Below are 18726 nucleotides of genomic sequence, written 5' to 3'. Positions count from 1 at the left end.
CCTAGGACGTCGGCGTCTCCGACCGCTCCCGGAATTGCATGCCCACGATGAGACAGAGCACGGCGAGCACGCCCACTGCCAGCGGCCACATCGACGCTGCGCTGTCCTCGTCGAGCCCGACGACGGCGGCGTAGGCGACGGGCGCGACGAGGAAGCCGAGCAGCGTGCGGCGTACCCACATCAGGACCAGCCGACGATCCAGCGCTGCGCGCACCGGTCCGTACGCCGCCAGCAACCCTGCGACGTGGGCGCCGGACAGCGCCGGGGCGGCCACGAGGACGGTCGGCCGCACCGGGTCGGGCACCTTGACCGCCCACCACGCCATCACCGCCAGAAGCACCACCGGCCCGACCGCGAGCTCGGGGAGGACAGCCCACGCGAGCGACCCCGCGAGCACCAGCACCACCATCAGGGCGGGGGTTGCCCGGGCGCGACCAGCAGCGCGACGAGCGGCAGCACGGCGACGAGGCTGCGACAGACCACCCGGCTGCGGCTCCGGGAACGCCGGGCCGTCATCGCGCGCACACGGGGCACCTGTCCGCGCCGGGCCTGCTGGCGCAGCACCTCGTCGACGGTGCCGCGGCCGCGCCGGGGGCACGATCGGGCAGCCGATGGCGGCGAGCCGCTGGAGCAGGTCGGCGCGCTCGATCATCCGCATCCGCCACGCGAGCCCCGCCGGCGACGTCGGCCCGCCGAGCTCCTCCAGCGACCGCTCGCCCAACGTGTCGATGACCACCACCGAGACGCCGCGGGCGGACAGCAGCGCACTCGCGTTGACGATCGGCCCGTGCAGCATCGTGGACAGCACGTAGACGACGCTGCCGCCGGTGACGCCGAGCTCGAGTGGCTGGTCCGACACCGGTGAGGTATCGGCCACGATGCGGGTGAGGGTGCCGGTGATGCGGTGCAGGTGTCGCGGTCCGCTGCCGAACGGCACACGTGTGTCACCCGGTCCGACGACGCGCATGCCGACACGGTCGCCGCGGCGGACGTGGTGGTCGGCCAGCGCGGACGCCGCGCGCACGGTCAGGTCGAGGCTGCTCGCCCGCCCGTCGATCCCGCCGGAGACCCCGATGTCGCGCAATGCGTCGACGACGATCAGCACCGAGGTGTCCTGCTCGGCGCGGGTGGTGACGACCTGCAGCTCGCGGGTGCGCAGCGACACCGGCCAGCTGATGCGGCGCAGCCGGTCGCCGGGGGCGAACGGCCGGATCCCCGCGAACTCGGTCCCGCTCCCGACCCGCCGCGAACGGTGTGCCCCGACGAGGCCGTCCGGTTGCGGCGCCTCCGCCGTCGAGTCGTACGCCGCAGCCTGCGGCCACACCGTCAGCTGTTGTGGCGTCAGCCGCACCGCGCCGTACCGATAACCGCACCGGGAGCTGGTCAGCGCGACCTGCTCGTCGCCGACCGTCGGTCGCCCCCAGCGACGTGGTCCCAGCTCGACCACGCAGGGCTCGTCGCCGACGAGCTCGCTGACGGCACCCCACGCAGGCCTCGTCGAGACGTTCGGCACCCGGGCCAGCACGCGGGTGACCTGCTCGACCTCGTCGGAGTCCGTGATGGTCAGCGTGCCGGTGGTGCCCCGGCCCTCGTGCAGCCCTGGTCACGCCCAGCTCGACTTTGAGGTCGGGCTGCGAGGACGGTCGCCCGATCAGCCCGAGGATCGCGGGGACCGGGAACGGCGCGGCCATGATCACCGGGACCGGCGACCCGGCCACCGCGGCGCCCACCAGCCCGGCCGCCGCGACCAGGGGTCGCACGACCGAGCGCGGGAGTGGGCTGCCAGCGCCTCATCGGCGCTCCAGCGCTCCGGGGGCCGGCACCTCGGACAGCACGGCCGTGACGACCCGCGACCCCGATGCCCGGGTCATCCAGAGCTCGGGCTTGACGGTGATGCGATGCGCGAGCACCGAGGTCGCGACGGCCTTGACGTCCTCGGGGATGACGTAGTCGCGCCCGCGAATCAGCGCCCACCCGCGTGCGGCCAGCACCAGGGCCGAGACTGCCGCGCGGCGAGGCGCCGATCAGCACGTCGGGGTGGGCGCGGGTGGCCTCCGCGAGCGCGACGCAGTAGCGACCGACGCTCTCGTCAACTCCGGATCCGCTCGACGGCCGCCCGGACGGCGGCCAGCCCGGCCGCGTCCGTGACGGCCTCGACCGACACCTCCTCGCGCTGGCGCTCGAGGCGACGGGCAACGACGTCGTACTCCTCGTCGGCGGTCGGGTAGCCGAAGGCGACCCGCAGCAGGAACCGGTCGAGCTGGGCCTCGGGCAACGGGTAGGTGCCTTCGTACTCCACCGGGTTGGCCGTCGCGAGCACGTGGAAGGGGACCGGCAGCAGGTGCGTCTCGCCCTCGACCGTCACCTGCCCCTCCTGCATGGCCTCGAGCAGGGCCGCCCGGGTCTTGGGCGGGGTGCGGTTGATCTCGTCGGCGAGCAGCAGCCCGGCGAACAGGGGGCCGCGGCGGAACGAGAACTCCGAGACGCGCTGGTCGTAGATGTAGGAGCCGGTCAGGTCGGCCGGCAGCAGGTCGGGGGTGAACTGGGCGCGCGAGAAGTCGAGGCCGAGGGCCTGCGCGAAGGTCCGCGCAGCCAGTGTCTTGCCGAGCCCCGGGAAGTCCTCGATCAGCACGTGCCCCTTGGCCGGGATCGCGGCCAGCACGAGGCTCAACGGCTGTTCCTTGCCGACCACCGCGCGCCCGACCCGGGTGAGCACCTGCTGCGCGATGGCGGTGGCCTCGGTCGCGGTGAGGGCGGCGTCAGTCGTGGTCACGTGGTTGCTCGATTCGGGTGAGGTAGCGGTCGATGTCGGTAGGGCTGAGCTTGCGGGTCGATCCGTCCGCGAGGACCCGCAGCTCGGGATCGGTGAGATCGGGGTCGCGAGCGCGCGCGAGCTGGACCAGCAGGTTGCGCAGGGCCGGGCTCGGCTCACCTGCGGCCGGGTGGCTGGTCAGCACGCGGTGGTGGACGCTGTCGTCGGCGGCGTCCGGTCGGGCGTACGGCGCCAGCGGCTGGTCCCAGCGTGCGTCGGCCACCCCGAAGGCATCGGAGGCCAGCCAGATCAGCGCCACGACGACGGTGGCGGTCAGGGCCCACGCCGGGAGCTGGGGCTCGGAGTCGACCGGGGTGAAGATCACCTGCCCGGCCACGATGATCACCACCCGGGGCGCCGATGCGCGGTCCCCACCCGCGGATCATCGCCTCACCACGTGGGCCCGGATCTGCCGGAGTGCCGCGGCGGCCGCGTCCCGGTCATCCTCGTCGAGGTCGTGCTCGGAGAAGCGCGCCTCACGGTAGAGCTCGAGGAGCCGACTGACCGCGCGCGGATCGACGTCCGCTCGATCGAGGAGCCGCAGCGCGAACTCCGACGACGTCTCCCGGGGGTGCCGGGCCAGACCGGCCTCCACCGCCTGCAGCTCGAAGCGGTGCCAGCAGGCGACGATCGCGTTGCGCGGGTGGCCTTCGAGGAGCAGCCTCAGCTGCTCGTCGGCGTCGGAGGCCATCACCCGCCGCACCCGCTGCGGATCACCGGCGGCGAGGGTCTCGAAGTCGACGTCGGCCGGCGGGTCGACCGTGCGTCGGAACCGCCGGGCAGTCCGAGCCCGCCGGCCCGGGAGGTAGGCCGAGAGCACCAGCATCGCGGCCGCGAACACCACGATCAGGCCGCCGATGACAGTGATGACGAGCGAGCCGAGGTTGCCGCGCTCCGGACCCTCGGAGAGGTCCTCGGCCCGGGTCTCGACCTCGTCGATCGGAGGCTCGGTCGTGGTCGTGTTGGCGCTGTCGGCCATCGGGCCCGGACCGGTGAGGACGGGTGACGGGCCGATCAGCGCGGCCCACGAGACCAGCGTCACCAGCAGGCAGGCACCCAGCGTCGCGGCGACGGCGCGCCACGTCTGCCTCGCCCCCGGGGTCATGGCGCCACCCTAGCCCCGGTGCCGGCTCCTCAAATGAGACCGGCGGCACCGTCCCCCACAGACGGCACCGCCGGAATCCTCAGGTGTTGCGATCGCTCAGAAGAGCGGGCTGAACGGCTCCGTGCCCGGCACGAGGCGCAGGCCGGCGATGCCGCCGTTCTGCTGGGCGTAGGTGAGCTCGTGGTTGAGGTCACCGACACCGTTCGAGCCGGCGAGCGGCGCGATCGCGAGCGTCGACAAGGTGCCCGGGGCGTTGCCCTCGGCGTCGAGGAACGCGCTGCCCGAGTCACCGGGGACGCCCGGGCTCACGGTGTAGACGGGGTGCGACCAGCCGTCACCCTCGGTGCCGATGCTCGTGCCCTGCTTGGGCGAGAGCTCGGTGATCCCGCCGCGGAGGCTGGAGTTGCCGTAGGAGTAGACGGTGTCACCGGCGGCGGTGCCGGCGGTGTTGATGGCGACCGGGCCACCCCAGAAGGGCACCGAAGGGTTGACCTTGGCGACGTCCGCGGCGTCGACCTTGACCGGGGGCCAGTCGTTGTAGGCGCAGGCGTTCTCGTCGGTCTCGCCGTTCTTCTGCATGGTCAGCCACGAGGAGTAGGCCGGGGTGCCTCGGCCGACCTCGGTGCCCTCGGTGAGCAACGAGCCGCCGGTCACGAACTGCACGCGGGTGCCGAGCGGCAGGGAGCCGGCGTCACAGCCGTTGGTGTCGGTCGCGGCACCGAGGCCTGCGCAGTGGGCCGCGTAGCCGACGTAGGTGGCGCCCCGAACCGTCGGTGTAGACGAAGTTGGCGGTGCACTGGGCACCGTCGGTGTACATCTGCACGCCGGGCGTGATCGTGGCGGTCTCGGCGGGCGCCCACGTGGGCGTCGACACCGTGTTGCCCTTGCCGCCCTTGGCGGCAACGGCGGGCGCGCTCGTGGCGACGGCGGCGACGAGCACCGCACTGGAGGCGACGGCGAGCAGGGTCTTGTTGAGTCGCATGCGACTGGTTTCCTCTCCCAGTTGTGCCCTCGGCTCGGGGTGCGCCGAGGGCTTCACTGGGTTGAACGAGGGGGCCCGAACGAGTTATGCCCGCATGGCCCGTTCGGGCCATGCGGGCACAGCTGCGGTGTTTCAGTAGGTCGGCTGGCTCGGGTCGATCTGGTTGACCCACGCCACCACGCCGCCGCCGACGTGCACGGCATCGGCGTAGCCGGCACCCTTCACGATCGCCAGCGTCTCGGCCGAGCGCACGCCGGTCTTGCAGTGCATGACGATCTGCTTGTCCGCGGGCAGCTGCTCGAGCGCCGATCCGTTGAGGAAGTCGCCCTTGGGGATCAGCACCGCGCCGGGGATGTGGTTGATCTCGGCCTCGTTGGGCTCGCGCACATCGACCAGCACGAAGTCGCGCTCGCCGTTGTCCCGCTCCTTGAGCATGTGCTCGAGCTGGGTCACGGAGATCGTCGAGCCCGCGGCTGCCTCGGCGGCCTCGTCGGACACGGCGCCACAGAAGGCGTCGTAGTCGATCAGCTCGGTGACGGTCGCGTGCTCACCGCACAGGGCGCAGTTGGGGTCCTTGCGCACCTTGAGCTTGCGGTACTCCATCTCCAGCGCGTCGTAGATCATCAGCTTGCCCGCGATCGGGTCGCCGATGCCGGTGATGAGCTTGATGGCCTCGTTGACCCGGATGGCACCGATGCTCGCGCACAGCACGCCCAGCACGCCGCCCTCGGCGCAGCTCGGGACCATGCCCGGCGGCGGCGGCTCGGGGTAGAGGCAGCGGTAGCACGGGAGGTCCTCGCCGAGCATCGGCGCGAACACCGAGGCCCGGCCGTCGAAGCGGTAGATCGAGCCCCAGACGTAGGGGATCTTCAGGAGGTACGCCGCGTCGTTGACCATGTAGCGGGTCGCGAAGTTGTCCGTGCCGTCGACGATCAGGTCGTAGCCACGGAACACGTCGAGGACGTTGTCGTTGTCCAGCCGCTCGGGGTGCAGGATCACCTCGACGTACGGGTTGATCTCCGCGATCGACTCCTTGGCCGACTGGCCCTTGGGCTTGTCGATGTCGCTGACCCCGTGGATCACCCGGCGCTGCAGGTTGGACTCGTCGACAGTGTCGAACTCCGCGATGCCGAGCGTGCCCACGCCCGCGGCGGCGAGGTAGAGCAGGGCCGGCGAGCCGAGGCCGCCGGCGCCGATCACGAGCACCTTGGCGTTCTTGAGGCGCTTCTGCCCGGTCATCCCGACGTCGGGGATGATCAGGTGCCGGCTGTAGCGACGGACCTCATCGATGCTGAGCTCGGCGGCTGGCTCGACGAGCGCTGGGAAAGACACTGCGGACTCCTTCGAAGAATGACGGTCCCGGCACAACCTCCGGGGCCACCTCCATGTTCCCTGCGCGTTTCGCGGCGCCCAACCACGTCCCGCCATCCGGACCGCCGTGTCACGACCGGGTAAAACCTCGCCGCGGTCCTTTACACACGGTGATCCATGCGTGAGGGTCAGCGGGTTCGCTATTTTCCCGTCCGGCCGCCCTCGCGCCACACAGTGTGGACCACCGTCTGCCCGGCACCGCAAGATGTCCCGGACCCAGTCGGAAGGTTCCACGTTGAAGCCCGTCACCAGACGCCTCCTCGCCGGAGGCACCACGCTCGCGCTCTCGGCCACCATGGCGGCCACCCTCACCGCCACCTCGGCCGAGGGCCGTGCCGTCCAGCGACACACCTGCGGCTGCATCCGCTCAGCAGTCCGACAACCGCCCCAACCCGTTCGCCAAGAAGCAGGCGCGCGAGCGCAAGCAGGCGATGGAGCTGATCGTGAGCGGGAAGGCCCACGCGCAGAAGCAGGCCGGCGGCGGGTCCACCGTGACCCTCGCCGACGGCAGTGCCGTCGAACTGTTCGACAACAAGAAGCAGGCCAAGATCTGGACGGTCCTGTCGGAGTTCGGCACCGAGTCGTCCGGCCGCTACGGCCGTGGCTCCGGCCCGCTGCACAACCAGATTGCCGCGCCCGACCGCACGATGGACAACTCGACGCAGTGGACCGCTGACTTCGATGTCGCCCACTTCGACGCCATGTTCAACACGGGCAACGAGGACGGGGAGTCCTTCAAGGACTTCTACCTCAAGCAGTCCAACGGCCAATACACCGCAGAGGTGACCACCGAGGACTGGGTGACGGTTCCCAAGAACGGCAGCTGGTACGGCGACAACGCCAACGAGACGCAAGGGTCGTGGGGCTTCATCGGCGACACCGTGAACGCCCGGTACGAGAAGGAGCTCGCAGCCGGCAAGACCGCCGCCGAGATCGATGCCTACCTCGCACAGTTCGACCAGTGGGACCGCTACGACTTCAACAACAACGGCAACTTCAACGAGGCCGACGGCTACATCGACCACTTCCGGGCGATCCACGCCGGAGCGGGCGAGGAAGCCGGTGGCGGCGTCCTCGGCGAGGACGCCATCTGGTCCCACCGCTGGTACGCCGACTACACCACCCGGGGTTCAGCCGGTCCCACGGGCAACCTCCCGGGAGGCAAGCAGATCGGCGCCTCCAAGTTCTGGATCGGTGACTACACCGTCGAGCCCGAGAACGGCGGTCTCGGCGTCTTCGCCCACGAGTACGGCCACGACCTCGGCCTGCCCGACTTCTACGACACCAACGGTGGCGAGAACGGCTCCGGCTTCTGGACGTTGATGTCGAGCGGGTCGTGGATGAACCACGGCACCGAGTCCGACCCCGCCTCCTTCGAGTACGGCATCGGCAGCACCCCCAATGACATGGGACCGGAGGAGAAGCTGTTCCTCGGTTGGCTCGACCCTCAGATCGCCGCAGCGGACACCGCGGGTGACTACACGCTGAGGGCGCAGGGCGATCCGACCTCGAACGACGCCGTCGTGGTCAACCTTCCCGACGCGACGTTCGACCAGACGATCACCACCCCCTACGCCGGCGGCAACGCCTCGGTGGTCCGGAAGCCGTTCCGATTTGACCGCGACTCTCGCCCGGACCATCCCGGCCGCGTCGGCCGTCACGGTCAGCGCGAAGGCGTGGTGGAACACCGAGGCGGGCTACGACTACTGGTGGGCCGAATACTCCACCAACGGTGGCGGGTCCCTGGACCAAGATCGGCCAGCCGACCGACGGCGTCTCGCGCGGCTGGGTGTCCAAGAGGTTCTCCTACCGTCCCGGCGGGGAATCGCAGTTCCGCTTCGTCTACAAGAGCGACGGTGGCGTGAACGAGAAGGGCCTCATGCTCGACGAGATCGTCACCCAGGGCCGGACGCACCGTGCTCGACACGGACGGAGCCGAGAGCACGGAGACCGCGTGGACGGCCGACGAGTTCATCCGCTCCACCGGCGCCGAGACCGGCACGGCCGCGCAGTACTACCTGCTCGAGAACCGTTCCTACGTCGGCAACTACGAGGACGGGCTGCGCACTGGGCCGTACAACTTCGGCTGGGCCGCCACCAAGCCCGACTGGGTTCAGCAGTACTCCTACCGGGACGGCATGCTGGTCTGGTACGTCAATCACGCCGTCGCAGACAACAACACCTCGCAGCACCCGGGCGCCGCGTACGCACTGCCGATCGATGCCAACCCGGCAGCGCTGAAGTGGAGCAGCGGTGACGTCGTGCGCGGCCGGATCCAGATGTACGACGCCACGTTCGGCCTGCAGGCCACCGACGGTCTCGCGCTCCAGCGCGAGGTCGGAGATGGCACGACCCAGACGTTGAACGCTCTGTCGCTCCCGGCGACGGCGACGTTCGACGACACGGCCGACTACTACGACGAGCTGCTGCCGTACGTCTCCGTCACGACCGCCGGCGCCGGCGTCACCGCGACGGTCACGTCGCAGACCGCAGACACCATCACGGTCAGCGTGGCCAACCGAGTCGCCGCACCCTGATCCACGCGTTCCGATCACGAGGGCCCCGCGTCGCGCGGGGCCCTCGTGCCGTCTATGAGTAGGCTGCGACTTCAGTGAATCCCCGGGAGGAAACAACACGTGAGCGTTGATGAGTTCGACTCGGGTGCGGCCCGCCCGCGCGGTGGCCGGATGCCGCGACGCGAGCGCCGCGCCCAGCTGATGGAGTCGGCACTCGAGGTCTTCGTGGCGCAGGGCTACCACTCCGCGGCGATGGACGACATCGCCGAACGTGCCGGCGTCTCCAAGCCCGTGCTCTACCAGCACTTCCCCGGCAAGCTCGACCTCTACCTCGCGCTGCTCGACGCCTCCTGCGACAACATCATCGACAACTGCCGCCCTGCCCCGGCGTCCACGACGGACAACAAGCTGCGCGTGCAGGCGACGATGGAGGCCTTCTTCGACTACGTCTCCTCGGAGTCCGGCGCCTTCCGGCTGGTCTTCGAGTCCGACCTGACCAGCGAGCCCGCCGTGCGCGAGCACGTGGACCGGGTCACCACCGAGTGTGCGGCCATGATCACCGAGGTGATCCACGACGACACCGGCCTGCCCGACGAGGCATCGCGCCTGCTTGCGGTGTCCCCGGTGGGAATGGCCCGGGTCAGTGCGCGGTTCTGGCTCGGCGAGGCCGGCGTCAGCAGCGGGGCGATCCCGCTCAAGGACGCCGCCGCCCTCGTGTCGGGCCCGGCTCCGGCGCGGGATCCGGGGATACCCGAAGACCGAAGACCACTGACCCTTCCCCACCCATCGACACACAGACACAAGGAGTGACCCATGGAGGTCAAGATCGGCGTCCAGCACGCCCCGCGCGAGCTGGTCGTGGAGACCGACGTCAGCCCCGAGGACTTCGAGGCGCAGCTCGCCCGGGCCGTCGAGGCCGGGAGCCTGCTCGCGTTCACCGACACCAAGGGCCGCCGGGTCGCGGTGGCCGGCAACAAGATCGCCTACGTCGAGATCGGCACCGGGACCCACGGAACCGTCGGCTTCCGCTGAGAAAACGCCCCGCCCGTCCGCCCGCGCGGGTGTTTGATCGGCGACCCGTCGGGGCTCATGATGGGAAACACGTCGACTTGGATCGACACGACCGCGCCATACAGGCGTGGCACCTGAAAGGTTGGTAACAGTGGACATCACGACCATCTTGTTTTTCCTGATCGTCGGCACCATCGTCGGCCTCATCGGCAAGTTCCTCGCGCCCGGGGACAAGGACAATATTCCGCTGTGGCTGACCGTGATCTGCGGCATCGGCGGCATGGTGCTCGGAGGCGTGATCTATCGCGCCTTCGATGGCGACGGCAGCGACGGCCTCGACTGGGTCCAGGGGCATCGTCGCCGTACTGACTGCCATGGTCCTCGTGGTCATCGCGTCGATCGTCAGCGGCCGCACGCGCGCCGGCGCCTGACGCAGCGGCTCCACGCAGAAGGGCTCCACGCCATGGGCGTGGGGCCCTTCTCCATGTTCAGGCGCCGTCGGCCCGGCCTCAGGGGTGCGTGACCCACATTCCTGACGCGGCGAAGGTGGCTCACGCACCGCCGCCGCGGCGAGTCCCTCGCAACTCACCCGACAGCGGTGCCACGCCCACATTTTCGCGCCGGCAAATGTGGCTCACGCACCGCTGAAAAGATCCGGTCGGGTACCGCGCCAGCGACTCAGGCGTCGAGCCCCGGGTCCGCCATCCGCTGGGCGTGGTTCTCGGTCAACCGCGCGAACATCCGGCCCGGGGCCGCGAGGTCGAGGCCGGGCCGGTCGACACCACCCGCGAGCAGGGCGGTCAGGGCGTCGCGCTCGGCCGCGACGCGCTGCGCCTGCGTGAGCGCCTCCCCCATGAGTCGTCGCCCCCACAGCGCCGGGCGGCCGCCCGGGCGGTGGTCCTCCGCGATCCCGGCACGCACCCGATCGACCACGAACGCGGACTGGCCGGCATCGGCCGGGCTGTTGATGATCAGGTCGCGGGTGCTGGGGTCGAGGTAGGCCGCGATCTCGCGGTAGAAGTCGGCGGCGACGCCCTCGCCGACGTAGGCCTTGATCAGCCCTTCGTACCAGTCGGCCGGCTGCGTGTGCGCGTGGAAGTCGTCGAAGCCGACCGGAAGGACGACATGGCGGCGTAGGGATCGGCGCCGAGCTCTCGAAGCCGCGCATGGAGTCGTTCGAGGTGGGTGAACTCGGCCGCCGCCATGGACCCGATGGCGACCTTGTCCTCCAGTGTGGGGGCGAGCTTGGCGTCCTCGGCCAGTCGCTCGAAGGCGCTGAGCTCGCCGTAGGCGATGGCGCCGAGGAGGTCGATCACGGCCGCGGTGTACGCGGGGTCCCGGGGCGGCGCGCCCGGCGATTCAGTCATGCCAGAACCCTAGGCGATAGGATGGGCCCATCGAGGGCCGTGTTTCGCACATCCACTGACCGGCCCCGACGCATGTGCGCGGCTGGCTTTCTCTCTCCGAGTCCGCCGCACGACGAGGACTGAGAACAGAAAGCGAATATCGTGACCACCACATTCCGTGAGCTCGGGGTGCTCCCCGAGATCTGCGACGCCCTCGAGCGCGCAGGCATCATCACCCCCTTCGCCATCCGGGGAGATGACCCTCTCGGTCGCCCTGATGGGCACCGACCTGATCGGCCGAGCCCGCACGGGCACCGGCAAGACCCTCGCGTTCGGCATCCCGGTGCTGCAGCGCAGCGTCACCATGACCGACCCCGCCTACGCCGACATGCCGCAGGGCAAGCCGCAGGCGCTCATCGTCGCGCCGACCCGCGAGCTCGCGCTCCGGGTCTCCAACGACCTGCACCTCGCCAGCGCCGACCTCGGTCTCCGGGTCCTGACGGTCTACGGCGGCGTCGGCTACGACACCCAGCTCGACACCCCGGCCTCCGGCGTCGACATCGTCGTCGGCACGCCCGGTCGGCTCATCGACCCGGCCAACCGCAAGGCCCTCGATCTCTCCCACGTGCACGCGCTCGTGCTGGACGAGGCCGACGAGATGCTCGACCCGGGCTTCCTGCCCGACGTGGAGCGCCTGCTCAGCCTCACCCCCGAGACTCGCCAGACGATGCTGTTCTCGGCCACGATGCCGGCCGCGATCGTGGCCCCGGCACGCACCCACATGCGCCACCCGATGAACATCCGCGCCGAGTCGTCCTACGAGAACTCCACCGTTCCCGCAACGGCTCAGTTCATCTACCTCGCGCACGACCTCGACAAGCCCGAGATCATCGGTCGCGTCCTGCAGGCCGACGACGCCGAGAAGATGATCGTCTTCACCCGCACCAAGCGTCAGTCGCAGCGCATTGCCGACGACTCGGCCGAACGCGGCTTCTCCGCCGCTCCGCTGCACGGTGACATGGCGCAGATCGCCCGCGAGAAGGCCCTCGCCAAGTTCCGCGAGGACAAGCTCAAGGTGCTGGTGTGCACCGACGTCGCGGCCCGCGGCATCGACGTGCGCGGCGTCTCGCACGTCGTCAACTACACCTGCCCCGAGGACGACAAGACCTACGTCCACCGCATCGGTCGCACGGGTCGCGCTGGCGCGTCCGGTACGGCGATCACGCTGGTCGACTGGCCGGACATCGCGCGTTGGAAGATGATCAACAAGACGCTGGACCTGCCGTTCCCGGACCCGACGGAGACCTACTCCACGTCCGAGCACCTCTTCCACGACCCGGGGCATCCCGTCGGGCACCAAGGGCCGGATCGTCGACGCGGCTCCCGTGGAGCGCAAGCCCCCGCGAGGACCGTGGTGGCGACCGGGGCAGCGATCGCGGCCGTCGCGACGACAAGCCCGCCGGCGACCGTCCCGCCCGCAACCGCAACCGCAGTCGCACCCGCGGCGGTGCTCCCGCGGCCCGGGAGACGGCCGGCCAGCCCTGAGTCCGCTCCCGCCGGTGACAAGCCCGTGGTGGCGCGCACCAACCGTCGTCGCCTGTACCCGCTCCGGTGGCGGCGCTGCACCCTGCGGCCACGACCAACGAGGCCTGACCGACCGGGCACAAAGTCACCAGCACCAACGCCGACCGGGCACAAAGTTACGAAACTTTGTGCCCGGTCGGACTGATTTGGTGTGCCTTTGTGCCCGCTCAGTTCTTGGACGGCACCCAGGGCGCGCGGTGAGTGCGGGGTGGTCGCTGATGCCGTTGTAGACCTTCTCGAAGTCCGAGAACTCGGCGCCGGAGCCCAGCATCCAGTCAGGGCCGCCGAAGCGCGGCACGGGGCACGGGTTCTTCTCGGAACCACCGTTCATGGAGATCAGCGGGGTCGCGCCGGCGACCTTCTGGCAGAACTCGGAGCGCTCGTTGACGTCGCCGATCACGAACACCGGACGATCCCGCTGGGACGCCAGCTTCTTGATCAGCTTGATCTCGGCGGCGGTGGAGATGTCGCGCCTGCGCTCCTGTCCACCGGGGGCGTTGTGGATCGCCACGACCCAGAAGCCGCGGCCCGTCTCGCGGTCACGCAGGCGCACGTAGGGAATCGGACGCGCCCAGCCCGAGAACGGGCGCATGATGTAGCCGGTCTCCATCTTCTTGACCGTGCTGGTGTTCCGGGCGATCTGGATGGCCGACCCCCGGGTGCCGAGCCCACGGCGCGGGAAGAAGCTGTACTTCGGCATCACCGTCTGCATCTGGCGCAACTGGTCCTTCGCGACCTCCCCGGAAGGCCGCGGCGTCGGCTCCCCGGTCCCTGGACCCAGCGCGCGGCGCGGGTGGCGCGGTCGATGCCGCCACGAGCGATCGAGCTGCTCAGGATGTTGAACGTCGTCAGGCGCAACCCGTAGCCGTTGCGGGGCTTCTCGACCGCGGGGTCAGGAGTCACGGTCTCCGTCGGCGTGGGAGTGGCGGTCGGGGTGCTCGTCGGCGTCGGCTTCGGCTCCGCCTCGGGCCGCCGAGCCGCCCGTGATGACGGGCGTCAGCGCGAGGCTGACGGTGAGCGCGCAGGCGGCAGCGAAGGCCTTGGGGGTGTGTGCCATCCGGACACCTTGGCAAGGGCCCCGGCGGGTCGCCAAATCCTCGCGGGTGGTAGAAGCGTGGGTCCGCGACTCAGATCACCACGACCGTGCTGCCCTCGGGGGCGAAGTTCCACAACGAGATGGCGTCTGCCTTGGCCTGTCGGATGCAGCCGTGCGACTGCGGGGTGCCGAGCTGCGCGCGGCTCTGGAGCACGGTGCCGAGCTTGGTCGGGATGGTGTGGAAGCCGATGGCAGCCTGCTCCCCCGGGCGAACCGGACGAAGTACTCCATCACCCCGGAGTCGTCGACACCGACGGCCCAGCGCGACCCGGGAGAATACGGAGTAGCGACCGGGGTCGAGGTTGTCCTCCGTGCTGCCAGACACCAGATAGGTACGGCGCACGGTGCCGTCCTTGCGGACCAGCCAGACCCGCTGCTCGGTCTCGCTGAAGACGATCCTGCGACCCTTGCCGGACTGCGCGGGAAGCGCCTCGGGGTCGATCTCCTCCGCGACCGGCGCACTGGGCCCCTGCAGTGCAGGCTCGACGACCGCGGTCTCGCTGGGCGACGAGGACGGCGAGGACGGCTTGGTGGCGGCGGGGCGTTCGCCGTACGCCGCGGACTGCGGGCTCGGGATCACGCCCACTCCGCCGAGCACGGAGAAGCCGGTCACGGCCAGCGCCGCCACGGCCAGCGCGATCCGGCCGTAGCGCGGACGAGCGGACCGGTGGCGGCTCATGGGCTCAGGCCTTGGGCCGTAGGGAGCGCTTGACGAGGTTGGCGGCCACCTCGCGGTAGGCCCGGGCGCCCTTGCTGCTGCGGCTCGTCGCCGAGGATCGAACGACCGGCGGCAGGCGCCTCGGCGAACTTGATCGTCTTGGGGATCGGCGGCTCGACGACCTCGAGGTCGTAGGTGTCGCTGATCGTCTCGAGGACGGTGCGGGCGTGGTTGGTCCGGCCGTCGTACAACGTCGGCAGCACCCCCAGACCTCGAGCTTGCGGTTGGTGAAGCGGCGCACGTCGTGCACCGTGTCGAGCAGCTGGCCGACACCGCGGTGGGACAGGGTCTCGCACTGCAGCGGGATCAGCACCCCGTCGGCGGCGGTCAGGGCGGCGACGGTGAGCACGCCCAAGGAGGGCGGACAGTCGAGCAGCACCCAGTCGTAGTCGACGTCGTCCTCGGCCAGCGCCTCGATCGCGCTCTTGATGACGTGCTCGCGACCGGTGCGCGTCAGCAGGTCGGCCTCGGCCCCGGCCAGCTCGATCGTGGCCGGCAGCAGGTCGACGCCGTCCTCGGTCTCGATGATGGCCTCGGTCGGGTCCGGGCCCTTGGTGAGGACGTGGTGGACCGAGATCTCGAGGTCCTCCGGGTCGATGCCCAGCGAGAAGGTCAGGCACGCCTGCGGGTCGAGATCGACGAGCAGGACCTTGTGTCCGAGCTCGACGAGGGCAGCGCCGATCGAGGCCACCGAGGTGGTCTTGGCGACGCCACCCTTCTGGTTGGCGATCGCGAGTGTCGTGGTCATCACGTCCCATCATGCCCGACCGGGTTGCCCGCGTTGTGACGACACCTGTTTGCTGGGCGCATGACTTCCGCACTCGTGACCGGCGCGACCGCCGGCATCGGCCTCGAATTCGCCCGCCAGCTCGCCGCCCGGGGACACGGCCTCGTGCTGGTGGCCCGCGACGAGGCCCGGCTGGGCTCCGTTGCGGAGGAGCTGCGATCGGCGTACGGCGTGGAGGTCGAGGTGTTCGTGGCCGATCTCGTCGACAAGGCCCAGTGCGCGACCGTGGAGGCGCGTCTGGCGGACCGCGACCGTCCGATCGAGCTGCTCGTCAACAACGCGGGCTTCGGGCTCAAGAAGCGCTTCCTCGAGAACTCCATCGAGGAGGAGGCGGGCATGCTCGACGTGCTCGTCACCGCCGTCCTGCGGCTCTCGCACGCCGCGCTGGGGCCGATGGCCGAACGTGGTCGAGGCGGCGTCATCAACGTGTCCTCGGTGGCGGCGTTCCTGCCGCGCGGCACCTACTCGGCGGCCAAGGCGTGGGTGAACAGCTTCAGCGAGTGGGCGCACAACGAGTACAAGCCGCAGGGCGTGACCGTGATGGCGCTGTGCCCGGGCTTCACCAAGACCGAGTTCCACGAGCGGATGCAGGTCAAGCGCGGCGACAACTTCATGTGGCTCGACGTGGAGTTCCTGGTGAAGACGGCGCTGGCCGACTTCGACAAGGGGCGCACCTTCTCGATCCCGGGCGCGCAGTACAAGACCGTGGTGGCTCTGACGCGCGCCGTGCCGAGCAGCGTGCTGCAGCGGTTCCAGTCGATGGGCCGCAAGTAGGACGTCAGGCGAGCACGCCCGGGGCCGCCCGCCCACTGGCAACGGCGGCCCGGGCGGCGAGGTCGAGCAGGCGGTCGTACTCCTCGGACGCCGTGGTGTTGCACCCGAGGTCGTGGTTGTTCTTGCCGGCGCCGTGGTGGTCGCTGGAACCCGTGACGACGAGGTCGAGGTTGCGCGCGATCGCCCGCAACCGGTCGCGGGTCGCGGGATCGTGGTCCCGGTGGTCGACCTCGATGCCCACCGGGCCCCGGTCGCGCAGGTCGGCCGGGGGTCGCCTCGGGCAGCACGCCGGCCCGTCCGCGCCCCCACGGGTGGGCGATCACGCTGACTCCGCCGGCCCCGGTCACCGGGGCGATCGCCTCGGAGAGGGGTACGGCGTAGCGGTTGACGTAGCCGGGTCGGCCGGGGTTCAGGAACCGGGCGAACGCCTCGTCCCGGTCGACCACGATGCCGGCGGCGACCATCACGTCCGCGACGTGCGGACGACCGGTGGCCGCGGCGTCGGCCGCACGGCGGCGCACGGCCTCCTCGGTGACGTCGAAGCCGAGCGCCTGCAGCTTGGCGCAGATCGCCGGCACCCGTGAGTTGCGGCCGTCGAGGATCTTGTCGAGCGCCAGTGCTAGCGGCGGGTGGGTCGGGTCGGGGGAGGTAGCCGAGCAGGTGCACGCTGGCCGAACCGAGGGCGGTGCTGATCTCCATGCCGCGCACGAGCGTGATGCCGACCTCGGCCGCTGCGGCAGCCGCTTCGGGCCAGCCCTCCGCGGTGTCGTGGTCCGTCAGCCCGACGACATCGAGCCCCGCCGCGGCCGCGTGCCGCACCAGCGTGGCCGGGTCGTCCGTCCCGTCGCTGACCGACGAGTGGGTATGGAGGTCGATGCGCACTCAGGCAGGCTACTCACCACACCGGCGGCGGCCCACCGAAGGACATCTCCACCGGGGGTGCGCCGATGCCCGCGACATCGCGCAGGATCCACTCGTCACGCATCAGCAGCATCGCCGACGCGGGCCGCAGCACCAGCCACAGCCAGCGGCCCGCGGCCTCCCCCACCATCACGAACCGGTCGAACTCCTCATCGGCGTCGCTCGTCGACACCGCCCACAGCGACACCGGCCCGGGACCGATGCGCACCTTCACCACGGGCGGCCCCTCGCCGATGTCGCGTGGATCGGGGCTGGTCAGGCGCGCGACGCGGGCACCGAGGCCGGTGCCCGGCTCCTCGGACACGACCAGCACGTCCACCGGCCCGTCGAGCGCGCTGGTGCCGGAGACACAGCTCACCGTCGCGCGAGGGCGCTTGCCGTCCCGGGACGACCACGCCGAAGTCGGTCACCTGCCAACCCGGACCCATCGGCCGGGGCAGATAGGTCGGGAAGTCGTTCGCATGCTCGAGGTGCTTGACGAACGCGTCGTACGTCGACTCCCGCGGGCGCCACAGGGGCGGCGTCGGGCCGTGCTCAGGGCAGGCCCACGTGTGTGCGACCTCCGTCAGCGGGAGGCTGCACCGGGGACAGCCGGGGTGGAGCATGGCTCCACGGTGGCCGTGGGCGACGGGGCCGTCAAGAGTTCCAGCGCAGCAGGACCGGCGTCTCGCGCTCCCAGCCGAGCACCGAGAGGGTGGAGGTGTCGAGCCGGAAGTATCGGCCCTCGTCCACCGGCTGCTCCAGCCAGCGTGCCGTGAGGGCACGCAGGGCGTGCCCGTGGCCGAACACGAGGGGTTCGTCCCTCGCAGGAGCGCGCGGGCGACGACGCGGTCGAGGCGCTCGGTGACCTGCGCGGCGGTCTCGCCTCCGGGGGTCGGGTGTGACCACACCGTCCAGCCGGGCACCGTCTCACGGATGACGGCCGTGGAGATGCCCTCGTAGTCGCCGTACGCCCACTCGACGAGGTCCTCGTCGACGGACGCGTCCGTGAACCCGACCAGCTCGGCGGTGTGCCGTGCGCGCTGGCGAGGGCTGGTCAGGACCTGCTCGAACTCGACGTCGGCGAGCCGTGGGGCCAGCGTGTGCGCGACCTCGATGCCGTGATCGGTCAGCGGCAGGTCCGTGGTCGACGTGTGGCGGCCGTCGCGGCTCCACTCGGTCTCGCCGTGGCGGACGAGCCACAGCTCGCTGGAGAACGAAGCGTCTGCGGACATGGCCCGGAGTCTGTCACGATCGTGCCCATGGGAAGGCTGCACAGTGAGAACCTGCGCTGAGCGCGCTTCGCGGACGGTGCGGCGTTCTTCACCCGGTGGCCCGGTGTTCATCTCGCTCACGACCCGGTTGCCCGACGTGCGCGACCGGTGGGACTTCAGCGAGGTGACGCTGTCACTGATCCTGCTGATGATGGTCGTGCTCGCCGGCGTCGGCTCGGTGCTGGCCGAGAGCGCTGCGCGATCGACCGACAGCGCCGTCGTGCTGCGTTCGGGGTTCCTGCTCGCAGCGGTCGCGGTGCCGGTGCTGGTCCTCGCTCCGGCGTTCCCGGTCTTCGTGCTGGGGATGGCGGCGTACGGCGTGGCGCTGGGCGTCGTCGACGCGTCGACCAACATGCAGGCGGTCGCGATCGAGCACGGCTACGGACGGCCGATCCTTCCCTCCTTCCACGGCATGTGGACGCTGGGCGGCATCGTCGGTTCGGTCATCAC

The 18726-nt window shown here is 70.6% G+C and carries 25 protein-coding genes and 4 pseudogenes; 8 read left to right on the top strand and 21 right to left on the bottom strand.

Annotated features, from left to right (window positions below):
- Nucleotide 1 precedes the first annotated feature (1 nt).
- The 8 genes from LP418_RS19095 to moeZ all read right to left on the bottom strand — a co-directional run bounded on the left by LP418_RS19095 (nt 2) and on the right by moeZ (nt 6231).
- Entirely contained in the window at nt 2-1525 is a 1524-nt protein-coding gene (locus LP418_RS19095) for a DUF58 domain-containing protein (RefSeq protein ID WP_257953256.1), read from the bottom strand.
- Nucleotides 1526-1790: 265 nt separating this feature from the next.
- On the bottom strand, nt 1791-1991 hold the full coding sequence (locus LP418_RS31170) for a hypothetical protein (RefSeq protein ID WP_336275761.1): 201 nt from the start codon (nt 1989-1991) through the stop codon (nt 1791-1793).
- Between the two features lie 98 nt (nt 1992-2089).
- A complete protein-coding gene (locus tag LP418_RS19090; protein WP_336275760.1) occupies nt 2090-2773 on the bottom strand; it encodes an AAA family ATPase in 684 nt (227 codons plus the stop codon).
- Nucleotides 2760-3161, bottom strand: a complete 402-nt coding sequence (locus LP418_RS19085; RefSeq protein WP_257953255.1) for a hypothetical protein — start codon at nt 3159-3161, stop codon at nt 2760-2762. Before LP418_RS19085 ends, LP418_RS19090 begins: the two co-directional genes overlap by 14 nt.
- A 33-nt stretch (nt 3162-3194) precedes the next feature.
- On the bottom strand, nt 3195-3917 hold the full coding sequence (locus tag LP418_RS19080; protein ID WP_257953254.1) for a DUF4129 domain-containing protein: 723 nt from the start codon (nt 3915-3917) through the stop codon (nt 3195-3197).
- A gap of 96 nt (nt 3918-4013) precedes the next feature.
- Nucleotides 4014-4580 carry a hypothetical protein gene (locus tag LP418_RS19075; protein ID WP_257953253.1) on the bottom strand — a complete coding sequence of 189 codons (567 nt, stop codon included), beginning with the start codon at nt 4578-4580 and terminating at the stop codon, nt 4014-4016.
- 28 nt (nt 4581-4608) lie between these two features.
- On the bottom strand, nt 4609-4899 hold the full coding sequence (locus tag LP418_RS19070; RefSeq protein WP_257953252.1) for a hypothetical protein: 291 nt from the start codon (nt 4897-4899) through the stop codon (nt 4609-4611).
- A 132-nt stretch (nt 4900-5031) separates the two neighbouring features.
- A complete protein-coding gene (gene moeZ, locus LP418_RS19065) occupies nt 5032-6231 on the bottom strand; it encodes an adenylyltransferase/sulfurtransferase MoeZ (RefSeq protein ID WP_257953251.1) in 1200 nt (399 codons plus the stop codon).
- 371 nt (nt 6232-6602) lie between these two features.
- On the opposite strand from moeZ, the gene LP418_RS19060 reads away from it, so the two are divergent.
- The 5 genes from LP418_RS19060 to LP418_RS19040 all read left to right on the top strand — a co-directional run bounded on the left by LP418_RS19060 (nt 6603) and on the right by LP418_RS19040 (nt 10320).
- Nucleotides 6603-8135 carry an immune inhibitor A gene (locus LP418_RS19060; RefSeq protein WP_257953250.1) on the top strand — a complete coding sequence of 511 codons (1533 nt, stop codon included), beginning with the start codon at nt 6603-6605 and terminating at the stop codon, nt 8133-8135.
- 51 nt (nt 8136-8186) lie between these two features.
- Nucleotides 8187-8807 (top strand): immune inhibitor A, encoded by a 621-nt coding sequence (locus LP418_RS19055; protein ID WP_257953249.1) that lies wholly within the window; start codon nt 8187-8189, stop codon nt 8805-8807.
- A gap of 99 nt (nt 8808-8906) precedes the next feature.
- Entirely contained in the window at nt 8907-9596 is a 690-nt protein-coding gene (locus LP418_RS19050) for a TetR/AcrR family transcriptional regulator (RefSeq protein WP_257953248.1), read from the top strand.
- A 3-nt stretch (nt 9597-9599) separates the two neighbouring features.
- Complete coding sequence (locus LP418_RS19045; RefSeq protein WP_257953247.1) at nt 9600-9818, top strand: DUF3107 domain-containing protein; 219 nt, start codon at nt 9600-9602, stop codon at nt 9816-9818.
- A 130-nt stretch (nt 9819-9948) separates the two neighbouring features.
- Nucleotides 9949-10320 (top strand): GlsB/YeaQ/YmgE family stress response membrane protein, encoded by a 372-nt coding sequence (locus LP418_RS19040; RefSeq protein WP_257953246.1) that lies wholly within the window; start codon nt 9949-9951, stop codon nt 10318-10320.
- Nucleotides 10321-10475: 155 nt separating this feature from the next.
- On the opposite strand, the pseudogene LP418_RS19035 reads toward LP418_RS19040, so the two are convergent.
- A pseudogene (locus tag LP418_RS19035) lies at nt 10476-11164 on the bottom strand (ferritin-like fold-containing protein).
- A 235-nt stretch (nt 11165-11399) separates the two neighbouring features.
- On the opposite strand from LP418_RS19035, the gene LP418_RS19030 reads away from it, so the two are divergent.
- On the top strand, nt 11400-12872 hold the full coding sequence (locus LP418_RS19030) for a DEAD/DEAH box helicase (RefSeq protein ID WP_257953245.1): 1473 nt from the start codon (nt 11400-11402) through the stop codon (nt 12870-12872).
- Here LP418_RS19030 and LP418_RS19025 read toward each other — a convergent pair.
- The 5 genes from LP418_RS19025 to LP418_RS19005 form a co-directional block, all read right to left on the bottom strand.
- Complete coding sequence (locus LP418_RS19025; RefSeq protein ID WP_257953244.1) at nt 12813-13439, bottom strand: hypothetical protein; 627 nt, start codon at nt 13437-13439, stop codon at nt 12813-12815. The two genes, LP418_RS19030 and LP418_RS19025, sit on opposite strands and share 60 nt — an antisense overlap.
- On the bottom strand, nt 13427-13630 hold the full coding sequence (locus LP418_RS19020) for a hypothetical protein (RefSeq protein ID WP_257953243.1): 204 nt from the start codon (nt 13628-13630) through the stop codon (nt 13427-13429). Before LP418_RS19020 ends, LP418_RS19025 begins: the two co-directional genes overlap by 13 nt.
- Nucleotides 13620-13784: a hypothetical protein gene (locus tag LP418_RS19015; protein WP_257953242.1), complete on the bottom strand. Its 165-nt coding sequence runs from the start codon at nt 13782-13784 to the stop codon at nt 13620-13622. The genes LP418_RS19020 and LP418_RS19015 overlap by 11 nt, the downstream gene beginning before the upstream one ends.
- Before the next feature lie 70 nt (nt 13785-13854).
- Nucleotides 13855-14502 (bottom strand): L,D-transpeptidase, encoded by a 648-nt coding sequence (locus tag LP418_RS19010; protein ID WP_257953241.1) that lies wholly within the window; start codon nt 14500-14502, stop codon nt 13855-13857.
- 4 nt (nt 14503-14506) lie between these two features.
- Nucleotides 14507-15289 carry a ParA family protein gene (locus LP418_RS19005; RefSeq protein ID WP_257953240.1) on the bottom strand — a complete coding sequence of 261 codons (783 nt, stop codon included), beginning with the start codon at nt 15287-15289 and terminating at the stop codon, nt 14507-14509.
- Nucleotides 15290-15349: 60 nt separating this feature from the next.
- Here LP418_RS19005 and LP418_RS19000 point away from each other — a divergent pair, with 60 nt between their 5' ends.
- Nucleotides 15350-16102, top strand: a complete 753-nt coding sequence (locus LP418_RS19000) for an SDR family NAD(P)-dependent oxidoreductase (protein WP_257953239.1) — start codon at nt 15350-15352, stop codon at nt 16100-16102.
- 4 nt (nt 16103-16106) lie between these two features.
- Here the strand turns inward: LP418_RS19000 and LP418_RS18995 are convergent, their stop codons facing one another.
- Complete coding sequence (locus LP418_RS18995; protein WP_257953238.1) at nt 16107-16343, bottom strand: hypothetical protein; 237 nt, start codon at nt 16341-16343, stop codon at nt 16107-16109.
- Here LP418_RS18995 and LP418_RS18990 point away from each other — a divergent pair.
- The gene (locus LP418_RS18990) at nt 16336-16686 is read left to right on the top strand and encodes a hypothetical protein (protein WP_257953237.1); all 351 of its coding nucleotides are present in this window, start codon (nt 16336-16338) and stop codon (nt 16684-16686) included. The two genes, LP418_RS18995 and LP418_RS18990, sit on opposite strands and share 8 nt — an antisense overlap.
- 157 nt (nt 16687-16843) lie before the next feature.
- Here the strand turns inward: LP418_RS18990 and LP418_RS18985 are convergent.
- The 6 genes and pseudogenes from LP418_RS18985 to LP418_RS18965 form a co-directional block, all read right to left on the bottom strand.
- Nucleotides 16844-16921, bottom strand: a pseudogene (locus LP418_RS18985) (hypothetical protein); the annotation flags it as partial.
- Nucleotides 16922-16997: 76 nt separating this feature from the next.
- The gene (locus tag LP418_RS18980) at nt 16998-17381 is read right to left on the bottom strand and encodes a DUF6758 family protein (RefSeq protein WP_257953236.1); all 384 of its coding nucleotides are present in this window, start codon (nt 17379-17381) and stop codon (nt 16998-17000) included.
- Between the two features lie 97 nt (nt 17382-17478).
- Nucleotides 17479-17628, bottom strand: a pseudogene (locus LP418_RS33855) (DUF6758 family protein); the annotation flags it as partial.
- A 31-nt stretch (nt 17629-17659) separates the two neighbouring features.
- Complete coding sequence (locus LP418_RS18975) at nt 17660-17812, bottom strand: histidine phosphatase family protein (RefSeq protein WP_257953235.1); 153 nt, start codon at nt 17810-17812, stop codon at nt 17660-17662.
- Nucleotides 17813-17892: 80 nt separating this feature from the next.
- A pseudogene (locus tag LP418_RS18970) lies at nt 17893-18237 on the bottom strand (histidine phosphatase family protein); the annotation flags it as partial.
- 172 nt (nt 18238-18409) lie between these two features.
- Nucleotides 18410-18652, bottom strand: coding sequence for a hypothetical protein (locus tag LP418_RS18965; protein ID WP_257953234.1), 243 nt, complete (start codon nt 18650-18652; stop codon nt 18410-18412).
- Between the last annotated feature and the right edge of the window lie 74 nt (nt 18653-18726).

The organism is Nocardioides sp. B-3 (assembly GCF_024703895.1).
Taxonomy (GTDB): Bacteria; Actinomycetota; Actinomycetes; order Propionibacteriales; family Nocardioidaceae; genus Nocardioides.
This window is presented reverse-complemented; position numbering and strand designations above follow the sequence as displayed.